Origin of the sequence: Paraburkholderia sp. RHO2, from assembly GCF_050955445.1 — a bacterium.
Taxonomy (GTDB): Bacteria; Actinomycetota; Actinomycetes; order Mycobacteriales; family Mycobacteriaceae; genus Prescottella; species Prescottella agglutinans_A.
The window spans coordinates 2,900,809-2,913,935 of record NZ_CP162617.1; the positions used below are offsets into that span (position 1 = coordinate 2,900,809).

Consider the following 13,127-nt stretch of genomic DNA (forward strand, 5'->3'; position numbering starts at 1 on the left):
TCGTCAATCGCTGTCCGCGAGAACCGCGTCGCGTAGTTCCGAATCGATGGTGACCCGGACCAATGCCGCCGCGAGCGGTGCGACCTCGCGGGAACCCGACAACTCGATCAACGTCGACGGATCCTGCGGCAGGTGCAATTCGCCGGCGCCGCGGAGGACCCGCTCGTCCATGTGCGGGCGCAGCCAGGGCCACGTGTCCTGCACTTCACGCATGAAGATCTCCGCACCGACGGGCCCGATTCCGTCGAACTCCTCGAGGAGTCGGGCGGTCGCGGACTCGTCGTGTCCGCTTCGCTCAGCGAGTTTGCGTAGGTCGCCGCGGTATTCGTCCCCGACGCGCTCTGCAGCCTCCCGAAGCCGCGTGGCGGTGCTCTCGTCGTAGCGCGAATAGTGTCCCCGCTTCAAGGCTGCGATGACCTCCGCCCTGGGCGCACCCGCCATGGCCTCCGGCGTTCGCCACCCCGCGTGGAAGAGTTCCCGGGCTGCGCGCGTGGCTATCTCGGCGGAGATCCGAGTGCTCAGGAGCATCGACAGAACCAACAACTGGAACAGTGGCTTCGGCTGATCCTTCAGTGTGATCTGCGCCTGCTGCGCGTACGATTCGCCGGCGCGTTCGAGAAGGCCGTGGACGACATCCGAATCGTTGCGTGACGTGCCCATGCCCGCGAATACCCGAGCTCGGGACGTATGAAACTGCAGGTTCTGCGAACCACCGTCCTGCTGCCGGAGACGGATCAGCCGGTGGCCGCGTGCTCATCCCCGGCATCAGCCGCCGGCAGCGCGCGAATCAACTTGCGGTTCGCGAATTCGAACAGACCCAGCTCGCTCAATTCGCGGCCGAATCCCGAACTCTTGACGCCGCCGAACGGGAGTTCGGGCGCGGTCGACGTGGGACGGTTGATCCAGACCATCCCGCTGCGAATACGGTCCGCGACCGAACGGGCACGGTCGGGGTCTGCGCCGAAGACCGTGCCACCGAGACCGAACCTGGTCGAGTTCGCGAGGTCGACGGCCTCGTCCTCGTCCGCGACTCGGTACACGACTGCCACGGGTCCGAACAGTTCCTCGCCGAACGCGCGCATCTCGGGAGTCACGCCCGTGAGGACCGTCGCCTCGACGAACGCGCCTTTCCCGTCCGGACCGCGTTCACTCGGACGCGATCCGCCGACGGTGACCGCGGCCCCCTTGCCGACCGCGTCGTCGATCTGCCCGAGCAGTGTCTGTGCCTCGTCCTCCGACGACAGCGGGCCGAGCGTGGTCGACGGATCCGAAGGATCCCCCACCACCAGGTCGGAGAAGCGCCGCGAGAGTCCGTCGACGAAGTCGTCGTAGATCGTGTCCGGGACGATGAACCGCTTCGAGGCGACACAACTCTGCCCCGCATTGCCGAGGCGGCCGGCGGCGGCAGCCTCGAGCGTCGCGTCCAGGTCGTCGGCGTCGAGCACCACGAACGGATCGCTCCCGCCCAGCTCCAGCACACACTTCTTGAGGTGCCTTCCGGCGATCTCGGCCAGGGACGCGCCGGCTCGCTCGCTTCCCGTCAGCGACGTACCTTGCACGGCTGGGTTCGAGACGACGCGCTCGACATCGGAGACCTGGAGAAACAGATTGCTGTAAACCCCCTCCGGGGCCCCGGCGTCGGCCAGGAGCTTCTCGAGCTCGAGCGCGGTTCCAGCGCACGAACTCGCATGCTTGAGCAAGATCACGTTTCCCAGAAGGAGATTCGGTGCCGCGAAGCGTGCCACCTGGTAGATCGGGAAGTTCCAGGGTTCGATGCCGAGCAGAACGCCGATCGGCTCGTTCACGACCTCCGCGGTTCCGTCCTCGACCTCGATCCGCTGTGACCGGAGGAATCCGGGGCCGTGGTCGGCGTAGTAGTCGAAGATCGCGGCGGACAGGTCGACCTCGGCGTGGGCTTCGCCGAGCAATTTGCCCATTTCCCGGGTCACCGACGCCGCCAGTTCGTCCTGACGTTCGCGCAACAGCTCCGCGGCCCGCGACAGAACCCGGGCCCGCCGCTCGACGGGTTCGTCACGCCAGTCCTCGAACGCGGCGGCGGCACGGTCGACTATCGCGTCCAGCTGCTCACCGACGAGATACGGGTACTCCGCGATGGATCGCCCGGTGAACGGGTCGACGGTGTGGAAGGGGGTCGGATCGGGTCCGGATGCGCTCATGGGCTGCACGCTGGTGGAGGTCATGCTCGTTGCTCCCGTCGGCTCGGTCGGCTACGTTCCACCGTCGCGTACCCGCAGAGTCGTCCGATCAACCAGCAGTTCTGCGACGCGGTCACACATCGCACTAGACTGCTTGGGCGCTTTTCCGCCGTTCCAACCTAGGAGACCTCTTGCCCGACGAGGCCCGTGTGCACCCCGATCTCGACCACGAGCAGGGTTATGTGTCGACGCTGTACGAGCGCCTCGACGAACTACGCGCCTACGCGCAGAATCGCCTGAGCCAAGTGCTCCTCCAGACGGGCGGGACGCCGCAGGCGCGCAGCGAACGCGAGTCGTTCACGCAGATGTACACCGAGGACCTCGCACGGTACGACGCCGCCGAGAACGGCCTGTGCTTCGGCCGCATCGACGTCGACGACGACACGAACGAGTCGCGCTACATCGGCCGCATCGGCATCCTGGACGAGTCGAACGACTACGAGACATTGCTGCTCGATTGGCGCGCGCCGCTCGCTCGTCCGTTCTATCTGGCGACGCCGGCCGCACCCGACGGCGTGACCCGGCGCCGGCACATCCGCACGCGCAGCCGCACGGTGACCGCCGTCAACGACGAGTACCTGGACCTGACCGCCGCCGAGGCGAACGGCAGCAGCAGCGGCGCCGGAGGCGTGGCCGGGGAGAGTGCGCTGCTCGCCGCGCTGAACGCCGCCCGCACCGGGCAGATGCACGACATCGTCGAGACGATCCAGGGCGAGCAGGACACGATCATCCGCTCCAACCACAAGAGCGTGCTCGTGGTGCAGGGCGGTCCGGGCACCGGCAAGACCGCGGTCGCGCTGCACCGCGCCGCGTACCTGCTCTACACCTACCGCCAGCAGTTGGAGAAGTCCGGCGTCCTCATCATCGGACCCAACGCGACGTTCCTCGACTACATCAGCCAGGTCCTGCCGTCGCTCGGCGAGACCGGCGTGCTGCTGTCGACCATCGGCGACCTCTACCCCGGAGTCCGGGCGAGCCGCGAGGACTCGTTGGCGGCGGGCGAGCTGAAGGGATCGCTCGCGATGATCGACGTCCTGAAGAAGGCCGTGCGGGACCGCCAGGAGGTACCGAAGCAGCCGATCGAGCTGCGATTCGACACCTACCCGATCACCCTCGACCGCAAGGTCGTCACCCGCGCCCGCGGCCGGGCCCGCTCGTCGAGGCGGCCGCACAACCTGGCGCGGCCGATCTTCGTGTCCGCGGCGATCGAGGCCCTCGCCGATCAGCTGGCGGCGACCATCGGCGCGAACATCGTCGACGGCGGCAACCTGCTCAGCCGTGACGACATCGCTGACATGCGTGACGAGATGCGTGAGGACCCGTCGATCATGGCGGCCCTCGACGGGTTGTGGCCCGACCTGACGCCGCAGCAGGTGCTGACCGATCTGCTGCGCTCCCCCGAACGGCTCGCATCGGCCGCCCCCGACCTCGGCGACGACGGGCGCGCGACGCTCCTGCGCACGTCGGGGGTCGGCTTCAGTGCGTCCGACGCGCCGCTGCTCGACGAACTGGCCGAGCTACTCGGCGTCGACGACGCCGCGGAACGCGAACGCGCGCAGCGCCGCTGGCGATCTCAAATCGCCGACGCCCAGGGCGCGCTCGACATCCTCACCGGTTCGGCGCCGCAGGATCTCGAGGACGACCTCGACCCCGAGATCCTCATGGCGTACGACCTGATCGACGCCAGCCAACTCGCGGAGCGCCACGAGATGGCCCGCCACGGCACCACCGCCGAACGGGCGGCGGCCGACCGCACGTGGACCTACGGACACGTCATCGTCGACGAGGCACAGGAATTGTCGGAGATGGCGTGGCGAATGCTCATGCGGCGCATCCCGAATCGGTGGATGACGCTGGTCGGCGACACCGCCCAGACCGGCGATCCGGCCGGCAGCTCGTCGTGGCAGGACGTGCTGGGGCCGTATGTGGCGCAGCGTTGGAAGCTGACGGAGCTGACCGTGAACTACCGGACACCGGCCGAGATCATGGAGCTCGCGCATCGGGTGCTCGAGGAAATCGACCCGGAGCAGACCGTGCCCCGGTCGGTGCGGGAATCGGGCTTCGCGCCGTGGGCCCAGCCCGTGGACGAGTCGGAGATCCTCGACGAGGTGCGGCGCCGCGTCGCGGACGAGACCGGGCCGGGGCTGACGGCGGTCCTCGCGGGCCACGACCACGTCGAGCGCCTCGCCGACCTGCGCTCGGAATCGGTGAGCGTGCTCACCGTCAAGGATGCCAAGGGACTCGAGTTCGACTCGGTGATCATCGTCGAACCGCAGGACATGCTCGACGAGTCGCCGCGCGGGATCAACGACTTGTACGTCGCGCTGACCCGTGCCACCCAGCGTCTCGGGATCGTGCATGCCCGGCCCCTGCCCACCGCACTTCGATCGCTCGACGCGTCCGTCGTGCCGTCCGGAAGCTGATCGGCGAACCGACACCCGTGGAAACAGCCGAAGCGGTACCGTGCCAGGGGCCCTCGCTCCGATCGGGCCTCACACCACACCATCGTGCACCAGGACGGGACGAGATCACCATGCCGACGAGACCGACCGTTTCCCGCCGTGCCCTGCGCTCGGCGACGGCCGGTGTGGTCGGCGTGGTCACCTCGATCGTGATGGCCGGATGCACGTCGGCAACCGCCACCGACGATGCGCCACATGCGGCCGCACCGGTCGCGCCCGAAACCGTGTCCGCGGCAACGGTCGCCGACGCCCGCGTCACGCGCTACGCGGACGCCCTGGCGGACGGCGGGTTTCCCGACGCGGTACCGCACTCGACGCTGTTCGCAGTGGCCGACGGGGTGTGCCGGCAATCGGCCACCGGCACACCCGACTCGACGATCCTCGACAATCTGCGGTCCCTCGGCGCCTACGGTGCGAGCCTGTCGGGCGGCACCCTCACCCCCGACACGGCCACGCAACTGCTGCTCGACCGGGCCCGCACGGACTTCTGCTGAGCGTCGAACTCAGCGGACCGTGTGCACGATCAGCACGTCCGACGTGGACTTGCGCGCCGCGTCCGACGGCACCGATCCGAGTAGACGCCCCGTCAGCGTGTTGAGGCCCCGGTTGCCGACCACCAGCAGGTCGGCCTCGACCTCGTCGACGAGGGCGAGGAGCGAGTCGACGGGGGCACCGACGACCGCGCGTTCGACGATGTTCTTGGCGCCGGCCGCGGTGGCCCGCTCGCGCGCCGTCCGCAGGATCTCGAAAGTGGGCGCCGATCCGGTGACCTGGTACGCGTCTTCACCGAGGGTGTCCTGCGCCGCTTCGGTGTCCTTGGGATCAGCCGGGTAGTACGCGCACGCGATCACGAGCTTGGCCTCGGCGTCGCCGGCCAGTGCAGCGGCCTTGTCCACCGCGCGATACGACGAGTCCGATCCATCGGTTCCGACGACGACGGTCCGGTAGGCGCTCATTCATTCCTCCATGTGTGCGTTGATCGAGGACGGTGGCCGTGGTGCCCTGGTCGACCGAGATCCCCAACTGCTGCGCTGACATTAGCCTCATCGGCGCACAGCCTGGTGGAATTGCGGCACAACATGCTTCATCCCCCGGTGGATGGCTCCACCCAGTGTCGCGGTGGATGGCTCCACCCCTGCCGCACCATTTCACCACGGCGACGGGGTGGAGCAGAGTCGTCAGCGCGATTCGCCGTACCGCGGGCCGAACAGCGCTGCCGGGAACAGTCCCGACTCGCGTACCGACGTCCGCCACGGCTCGGTGAGTTCCGCGAGGCGCGCTGCCCCGTCCTCGCCCAGCTCGGTCCACGGCGCGGCCGCCAGTTCGTCGGTGAGATCCTCTACGACGTCACGCAATTCGCCCCCGTCGGACGTCAATTCACCGCGGCCGTCGAGGAGTTCACGGTCACGCAGTCCGGAGACGGCCGCGTCCCATGCCGCCTGGGACCATCCCCGCCGGCTCTGCGCGAACTTCTTCTGGAATCCGATCCCGGCCGCCGTGTGGGTGATGAGCGCCTCGAGGCCGCTGAGCCCGGCGGTCTGCAACGCCGCGACATGCCCGTCGCCGCGGTACTCCCGCAACAGGGTCAGGGCGTGCCACAGCACGAGGTGCGGTTCCTCCGGCCAGTCGAGGGCGGCGTAGCCCGCATACAGCGGTCGACCGTCGACACCGGGAATCCCCTGCGCCGCGATCGCCGCCAGCTGCGCCGCCTCCGACATGTCGGCCGACGCGACGGCGTCACCGAACAGCGCGCGATACGCGGCGTCGACGCCGCGGTACCGTGCCCGGATGATCTCTTCAGGATCGGCGAGCTTCCACGCGCGCGGAATGGCGTCGCCGATCAACTCCGGATCGAAGTTGTAGAAGGTCGCGGCGACCACACCCGCGCCGACCGCACCCATCGGCGCCGCGCGTCCCGCGAAGTACGTCATCCTGCCCGGTTCCAGGCCGACCCCGACCAATTCGGCCTCCACCTCGGGCGCGAAGTAGCAGAGCGAGTGGAGCAGTTCGAGAGAGCGTGCGGTACGACCGGCGAGATGAGCGTCCATGACCCAAGACGTTAGCGGGCGCTACTTCAGTCCCGCCGCGTCCATCCCGCGCAGTTCCTTCTTCAGGTCCGCGATCTCGTCGCGCAGCCGCCCGGCGAGCTCGAACTGCAGGTCGCGCGCCGCGTTCATCATCTGGTCCGTCAGCTCCTTGACCAGGTCGGCCAGTTCGGCGCGCGGCATCGACTTCACGTCGCGACCCTCGTACACACCGGCGCTGACCGCACGCCCGGCCTCGCCCTGAGCACGGCGACCGCGGCTCGCGTTGCGACCGGATCCGCCCACCTCGACCTCGGTGTCGTCGGCCTCCTCGTACACCTGGTCGAGGATGTCGGCGATCTTCTTCCGCAGCGGCTGCGGATCGACGCCCTTCTCGAGGTTGTACGCGATCTGCTTCTCACGCCGACGCTCGGTCTCCTCGATGGCTCGTTGCATCGAGTCGGTGATCTTGTCGGCGTACATGTGCACCTGACCGGACACGTTGCGGGCCGCGCGGCCGATGGTCTGGATCAGACTGGTGGTGCTGCGCAGGAAGCCTTCCTTGTCGGCGTCGAGGATCGCGACCAGCGACACCTCGGGCAGGTCGAGGCCCTCACGCAGCAGGTTGATGCCGACGAGCACGTCGTACTCTCCCAACCGCAGCTGCCGCAGCAGCTCCACGCGCCGGAGCGTGTCGATGTCCGAGTGCAGGTACCGCACCCGGATACCGAGCTCGAGAAGGTAGTCCGTCAGGTCCTCGGCCATCTTCTTGGTGAGCGTCGTGACCAGGACGCGCTCGTCGCGTTCCGTGCGCTCGCGGATCTCGTGCACCAGATCGTCGATCTGGCCCTTGGTCGGCTTGACGACGACCTCGGGGTCGACCAGCCCGGTGGGGCGGATCACCTGTTCCACGAACTCGCCGCCCGCCTGCCCCAGCTCGTACGGTCCGGGGGTGGCCGACAGATACACCGTCTGACCGATCCGGCCCGCGAACTCCTCCCACGTGAGCGGGCGGTTGTCCGTGGCCGAAGGGAGGCGGAACCCGAACTCGACGAGATTGCGCTTGCGAGACATGTCGCCCTCGTACATGGCGCCGATCTGCGGGACCGTCACGTGCGACTCGTCGATCACGAGGAGGAAGTCCTCCGGGAAGTAGTCGATGAGCGTGGCCGGCGCCGAACCCGCGGGGCGGCCGTCGATGTGACGCGAGTAGTTCTCGATACCCGAACAGAAGCCGACCTGCTTGATCATCTCCAGGTCGTACTGGGTCCGCATCCGCAGCCGCTGCGCCTCGAGCAGTTTTCCGCGGTTCTCGAGGTCGGCCAGCCGTTCCTCGAGCTCGGCCTCGATGTCCTTCACGGCGCGTTCCATCCGCTCCGGACCCGCTACGTAGTGCGTGGCCGGGAAGATGCGCACGGTGTCGACCTGCCGCACCACGTCACCGGTGAGTGGATGCAGGTAGTAGAGCGCCTCCACCTCGTCGCCGAAGAACTCGATCCGCACCGCCAGTTCCTCGTAGGACGGGATGATCTCGACCGTGTCGCCCCGCACCCGGAACGAGCCGCGGGTGAACGCCATGTCGTTGCGGTTGTACTGCACGTCGACGAGCAGGCGCAGCAGCGCGTCCCGGTCGACCTCGACGCCGACCTCGAGCTCGATGGACCGGTCCAAATACGACTGCGGCGTGCCGAGACCGTAGATGCACGACACTGACGCGACCACCACGACGTCGCGCCGGGACAGCAGGCTCGATGTGGCCGAGTGCCGCAAGCGCTCGACGTCGTCGTTGATCGACGAGTCCTTCTCGATGTAGGTGTCTGTCTGCGCGATGTACGCCTCGGGCTGGTAGTAGTCGTAGTACGAGACGAAGTATTCGACGGCGTTGTTCGGCAACATCTCCCGCAGTTCGTTGGCGAGCTGCGCGGCCAGAGTCTTGTTCGGTGCCATCACCAGCGTCGGACGCTGCACGCGTTCGATGAGCCACGCCGTGGTCGCCGACTTACCGGTACCGGTTGCACCGAGCAGGACGACGTCCTTCTCCCCCGCCCGCAGTCGCCGTTCGAGGTCGTCGATGGCCTCCGGCTGGTCACCGGCCGGCTCGTATTCGCTGACGACCTGGAAGCGGGCGTCGGACCGCTCGATCTCGCTGACCGGCCGGAACTCGGAATGTGCCACCACGGGGTGCTCGGATGCGAACGCCATGAGACCAGGGTATGCGCCGCTTCCGACAAGTTCTGATTACGTTGCGTGGGACCCCTTCGATCGCTGGTGCCCGACTTCGCGATTACCGGTACTTTCTTGCTGTATGGAGAACGTCGAACCAGTTACCGCCGCAGCCACGCCGACCGATCCCCCCGCGTCGATCTACGTGCCGACGATCGACCTGGTTCCGGCGCACCGACCGAAGGTCGAGTACTTCAACATCACCGAGCGCACCAACACCGATCCGAAGGGCTACGTGCGTCCAGTCGACCACTACCGGCTGGAACCGTGGGGGCTGTACATGGCCCGCACGGCCGATCACCCCTCGTTCCACTACCTCGAGTCCTGGTTGATCCCGGACCTCGGCATCCGTGCGTCGATCTTCCACTTCCACCCGTTCCACAAGCGTGACCAGGACCACTACATCGATATCGGCGACTTCACGCGGAGCCCGGACGTGTGGAAGTCCGAGGACCACTATCTCGATCTCGTGGTGCGGACCGGACGCGAGACCGAGCTGCTCGACGTCGACGAACTGATCTCGGCCACGGCGCACGGCTACATCTCGCCGCGCACCGCCGATCGCGCGATCCAACGTGCGGTGTCGGCCGTGGACGGGATCGCCGCTCACGGCCACGACATGGACGCGTGGCTGGCGTCGAAGGGAATGCCCGTCACGTGGCGCTGACGCCGCCCGGTCGGCCCTACGCCGACCAGCCGCTCCGTTCGGCCCACTCCCAGGCCCGCTGGTAGCCCAGATCGAACCACGGGGCGAGCGCTGCGGCGTAGGTGGCCGTGGCGTCCGCTTCGTGGGCGTTGGCTGCAGACTTCGCGGTAGCCACCTGTTTGACCTCGAGGAACTCGGCCCGGGCCGCCGAGTCCGCGCGCAGCCAGTCACGAAGCAACAGCGCGAAACGCTGGCCCGGCCAACCGTCGACACGCAGGCTGATCTGCACGGGCCTTCCGGGATCGGCGCCGCCGTGAGTGCGCTTGTCCCACAACGCCGGGTCTGCCTCGCCGCCGACGCCGTACGCCGGCTTCGGCTCGTCGAGGGTGGCGTCGACGATCGGCGGGAACCCGGCCGCCGCGAGCGGTTCGGCCAGAGCGTCCGCCGCCGCGAGATCGGGGACCGTGATCTGCACGTCGATCAGGTCGCGTGCGTCGAGGCCCGGCACGGCGGTGGACCCGACGTGATCGACCCGCACCGCCCGATCTCCGCACACCAGGCGCAGGCGCTCGACGAGACGCTCGCCCTGCGCCGCCCACGCCGGGTCGGCCGGCCGCACGATCGGCGGCACCGAGACCACCGTGCGCGTGCGCAGGTTCCGCTCGAACGGCACCAACCGGTCCGTGTACAGCGCACGAACCTGCGCGTCGATCAGTTCCGGGGCACCGCTGTTGTCGAGCCACACGTCCGCTGCGGCCCGCCGTTGGTCGTCGGTCGCCTGGGCCGCGATCCGTGCGCGGGCGTCCGCCTCCGGCATGCCACGCAACTCGACGAGGCGGCGCACACGCTCTTCCTCGTCCACGTACACGACGACCACGAGGTTGAACACCGGCCCCATCCGGCCCTCGACGAGAAGCGGGATGTCCTGCACGACGATCCCGTCGGAGGGCGCGCCGTCGACGAGTTCCGCGGTGCGCTGACCGATACGCGGATGCAGGATCGAGTTCAACAGCAGCCGCGACTCGTCGCTGCCGAAGGCCGTCGCGGCCAAGGCGGGCCGGTTCAGCGAACCGTCGGGATGCAGAATGGCGTCGCCGAACGCCTCCACCAGCGCCGCGAGACCCGGGGTTCCCGGCTCGACGACCTCCCGCGCGATGAGGTCCGCGTCCACGATGACGGCGCCCAACTCCGCGAAAACGTTCGACACGGTCGATTTGCCGGCTCCGATGCCTCCGGTGAGGCCCACTCTCAACACGCCGACCAGTGTCGCACCAAACACGCCGAAGATCATCAAGGGACCAATATGATGCGTTGGACCACCTGGTCCGATACCCTTGTTTCGACCGTCCGACCAGCCGATTCGTTACGAGTAGGAGTCGCTCATGCGCAGCAATCCCGCCCGTCCCGGTCGGCACCGTCTCGGCATGGAGAACGGCATTCACGCGATCCTCATCCCGGAGGTTGCAACCGCGCTCGCGGAGCACCGACGAAATTGGTTCACCAGCGTGCTGACGCCCGCCCGCCACAGCTTCACGGCGATCCGGAAGCGAACGGCAACCATGCCCACCCGATGGGTGCCCGCCGCGGCGAACTGACCCGCACACGACGCTCACAGTGGCCCGATCCCAGCTGGGATCGGGCCACTGTCGTCTGTTCCCTGCGCCCCTGGCGAAGCGGAGAGGCGGGAACAGATAACGGAAGACCCCGGCTCTGGACTGCCAGAGCCGGGGTCTTCCGGTCGATCAGGCCTGAGTCGTGCTCAGGCTGCTGTCATCAGGCGTTGCCCGACAGCTTCTCGCGCAGTGCAGCGAGCTGTGCATCGCTCGCCAGCGAGCCACCGGCGGACTCGGAGGACGCAGCCGCGCCCTCGTCCGAGCCCGACTCAGAGGAGTAGTTGGTGCCCGAAGCGCCGGCCGCAGCCTCAGCAGCCTCGTCGGCAGCCATCTTCTCCATCTGAGCGGTGTGCATCTTGTGGCGACGCTCAGCCTCGGCGTAGCGGGACTCCCACTCCTCACGCTGCTTGTCGAAGCCCTCGAGCCATTCGTTGGTCTCGGGATCGAAGCCCTCGGGGAAGATGTAGTTGCCCTGCTCGTCGTACGAGTCGGCCATGCCGTACTTGGACGGATCGAACTCGGCGTTGTAGTCCTCGTTCGCCTGCTTCAGCGACAGCGAGATGCGGCGACGCTCCAGGTCGATGTCGATGACCTTGACGAGCGCATCGTCGCCGACGCCCACAACCTGGTCCGGAACCTCCACGTGGCGCTCGGCCAGCTCGGAGATGTGCACCAGGCCCTCGATGCCCTCCTCGACGCGAACGAACGCGCCGAACGGAACCAGCTTGGTGACCTTGCCCGGAACGATCTGACCGATCGCGTGGGTGCGGGCGAACTGACGCCACGGGTCCTCCTGCGTCGCCTTCAGCGACAGGGAGACACGCTCGCGGTCCAGGTCGACGTCGAGAACCTCGACGGTGACCTCGTTGCCGACCTCGACGACCTCGGACGGGTGGTCGATGTGCTTCCAGGACAGCTCGGAGACGTGAACCAGACCGTCGACGCCGCCGAGATCGACGAACGCACCGAAGTTGACGATCGAGGACACGACGCCCTTGCGGACCTGGCCCTTCTGCAGCTGGTGCAGGAACTCGCTGCGGACCTCGGACTGGGTCTGCTCGAGCCATGCACGACGCGACAGGACCACGTTGTTGCGGTTCTTGTCGAGCTCGATGATCTTGGCCTCGATCTCCTTGCCGACGTACGGCTGGAGGTCGCGGACACGACGCATCTCGACGAGCGAAGCGGGAAGGAAGCCACGCAGGCCGATGTCGAGGATGAGGCCACCCTTGACGACCTCGATGACGGTGCCCTTGACGGCCTCGTCCTTCTCCTTGAGCTCCTCGATGGTGCCCCAGGCACGCTCGTACTGAGCGCGCTTCTTCGACAGGATCAGACGGCCTTCCTTGTCCTCCTTGGTGAGGACCAGGGCTTCGACCTCATCGCCCACGGAGACGACCTCGTTGGGGTCGACGTCGTGCTTGATGGAGAGCTCACGGGAAGGGATGACGCCTTCGGTCTTGTAACCGATGTCGAGAAGGACCTCGTCACGATCGACCTTGACGATCGTGCCTTCGACGATGTCGCCATCGTTGAAGTACTTGATCGTGGCGTCGATGGCGGCGAGGAAGTCCTCGGCGGAGCCGATGTCGTTGACGGCTACCTGCGGCGAGGTCACGGTGTTGGAGGGCATGTGTTGAGTTGCTCCGGACGGGTTGTTAGTCGGTTGATGGTGTTCTGTCGGACAGGCAGACCGGAATGCGTTAGATTCCGACTCGACGCCGGAATCGCCCGGTCTTCCAGACCACCTCGAGGCTCCAGCACCACCCTGTCGATCGAAACTCCGACCGGCGAGGAACTGCACCGAAGACACTCGCGAGCAACAGGGTACGCGACCTTCGGCTAGCTGGGCAAACCCTGCCGACGGCCGGTCGGTTCACCTGGCGGTTCGACCGCCGAGGGATCGCGCGGCGGATCCCCCGGGGGATCTCCCGGTTCCGCCC

At 67.6% G+C, this 13,127-nt stretch carries 11 protein-coding genes; 4 read left to right on the forward strand and 7 right to left on the reverse strand.

The annotated features are described in order from the left end of the window. Positions 1 to 3 precede the first annotated feature (3 nt). Together ABTV10_RS13395 and ABTV10_RS13400 are read right to left on the reverse strand one after the other, a co-directional pair. Positions 4 to 660: an HhH-GDP family DNA glycosylase gene (locus tag ABTV10_RS13395; protein WP_499027610.1), complete on the reverse strand. Its 657-nt coding sequence runs from the start codon at positions 658 to 660 to the stop codon at positions 4 to 6. A 74-nt stretch (positions 661 to 734) separates the two neighbouring features. Beyond that, positions 735 to 2,201, reverse strand: a complete 1,467-nt coding sequence (locus tag ABTV10_RS13400) for an NAD-dependent succinate-semialdehyde dehydrogenase (RefSeq protein ID WP_499027612.1) — start codon at positions 2,199 to 2,201, stop codon at positions 735 to 737. Positions 2,202 to 2,347: 146 nt separating this feature from the next. Between ABTV10_RS13400 and ABTV10_RS13405 the strand changes: the two genes are divergently transcribed. After that, a complete protein-coding gene (locus ABTV10_RS13405) occupies positions 2,348 to 4,639 on the forward strand; it encodes a HelD family protein (protein ID WP_499027615.1) in 2,292 nt (763 codons plus the stop codon). A gap of 110 nt (positions 4,640 to 4,749) precedes the next feature. Next, positions 4,750 to 5,172 carry a hypothetical protein gene (locus ABTV10_RS13410; RefSeq protein ID WP_499027617.1) on the forward strand — a complete coding sequence of 141 codons (423 nt, stop codon included), beginning with the start codon at positions 4,750 to 4,752 and terminating at the stop codon, positions 5,170 to 5,172. Positions 5,173 to 5,181: 9 nt separating this feature from the next. On the opposite strand, the gene ABTV10_RS13415 is transcribed toward ABTV10_RS13410, so the two are convergent. From ABTV10_RS13415 to uvrB, 3 genes are all read right to left on the reverse strand, one after another. Next, a complete protein-coding gene (locus ABTV10_RS13415; protein ID WP_499027619.1) occupies positions 5,182 to 5,634 on the reverse strand; it encodes a universal stress protein in 453 nt (150 codons plus the stop codon). Between the two features lie 222 nt (positions 5,635 to 5,856). Continuing rightward, on the reverse strand, positions 5,857 to 6,726 hold the full coding sequence (locus ABTV10_RS13420) for an SCO6745 family protein (RefSeq protein WP_499027621.1): 870 nt from the start codon (positions 6,724 to 6,726) through the stop codon (positions 5,857 to 5,859). A 21-nt stretch (positions 6,727 to 6,747) separates the two neighbouring features. Then, on the reverse strand, positions 6,748 to 8,904 hold the full coding sequence (gene uvrB / locus ABTV10_RS13425; RefSeq protein WP_499027623.1) for an excinuclease ABC subunit UvrB: 2,157 nt from the start codon (positions 8,902 to 8,904) through the stop codon (positions 6,748 to 6,750). Between the two features lie 103 nt (positions 8,905 to 9,007). On the opposite strand from uvrB, the gene ABTV10_RS13430 reads away from it, so the two are divergent. Further along, positions 9,008 to 9,592 (forward strand): ribonuclease FAU-1 family protein, encoded by a 585-nt coding sequence (locus ABTV10_RS13430; RefSeq protein ID WP_499027624.1) that lies wholly within the window; start codon positions 9,008 to 9,010, stop codon positions 9,590 to 9,592. A 16-nt stretch (positions 9,593 to 9,608) separates the two neighbouring features. On the opposite strand, the gene coaE is transcribed toward ABTV10_RS13430, so the two are convergent. Continuing rightward, a complete protein-coding gene (coaE, locus tag ABTV10_RS13435) occupies positions 9,609 to 10,826 on the reverse strand; it encodes a dephospho-CoA kinase (RefSeq protein WP_499027626.1) in 1,218 nt (405 codons plus the stop codon). A 127-nt stretch (positions 10,827 to 10,953) separates the two neighbouring features. Between coaE and ABTV10_RS13440 the strand changes: the two genes are divergently transcribed. Further along, positions 10,954 to 11,166: a hypothetical protein gene (locus tag ABTV10_RS13440; RefSeq protein WP_433604434.1), complete on the forward strand. Its 213-nt coding sequence runs from the start codon at positions 10,954 to 10,956 to the stop codon at positions 11,164 to 11,166. Positions 11,167 to 11,344: 178 nt separating this feature from the next. On the opposite strand, the gene rpsA is transcribed toward ABTV10_RS13440, so the two are convergent. Continuing rightward, the gene (gene rpsA, locus ABTV10_RS13445; RefSeq protein WP_280759387.1) at positions 11,345 to 12,817 is read right to left on the reverse strand and encodes a 30S ribosomal protein S1; all 1,473 of its coding nucleotides are present in this window, start codon (positions 12,815 to 12,817) and stop codon (positions 11,345 to 11,347) included. Positions 12,818 to 13,127 lie beyond the last annotated feature (310 nt).

Excerpts from the sequence above, each read along its gene's own strand:
- ABTV10_RS13420 (WP_499027621.1), bottom strand. The coding sequence starts at position 6,726 with ATGGACGCTCATCTCGCCGGTCGTACCGCACGCTCTCTCGAACTGCTC.
- ABTV10_RS13400 (WP_499027612.1), bottom strand. The coding sequence starts at position 2,201 with ATGACCTCCACCAGCGTGCAGCCCATGAGCGCATCCGGACCCGATCCG.
- uvrB (WP_499027623.1), bottom strand. The coding sequence starts at position 8,904 with ATGGCGTTCGCATCCGAGCACCCCGTGGTGGCACATTCCGAGTTCCGG.
- ABTV10_RS13430 (WP_499027624.1), top strand. The coding sequence starts at position 9,008 with ATGGAGAACGTCGAACCAGTTACCGCCGCAGCCACGCCGACCGATCCC.
- ABTV10_RS13440 (WP_433604434.1), top strand. The coding sequence starts at position 10,954 with ATGCGCAGCAATCCCGCCCGTCCCGGTCGGCACCGTCTCGGCATGGAG.
- rpsA (WP_280759387.1), bottom strand. The coding sequence starts at position 12,817 with ATGCCCTCCAACACCGTGACCTCGCCGCAGGTAGCCGTCAACGACATC.
- ABTV10_RS13415 (WP_499027619.1), bottom strand. The coding sequence starts at position 5,634 with ATGAGCGCCTACCGGACCGTCGTCGTCGGAACCGATGGATCGGACTCG.
- ABTV10_RS13410 (WP_499027617.1), top strand. The coding sequence starts at position 4,750 with ATGCCGACGAGACCGACCGTTTCCCGCCGTGCCCTGCGCTCGGCGACG.
- ABTV10_RS13395 (WP_499027610.1), bottom strand. The coding sequence starts at position 660 with ATGGGCACGTCACGCAACGATTCGGATGTCGTCCACGGCCTTCTCGAA.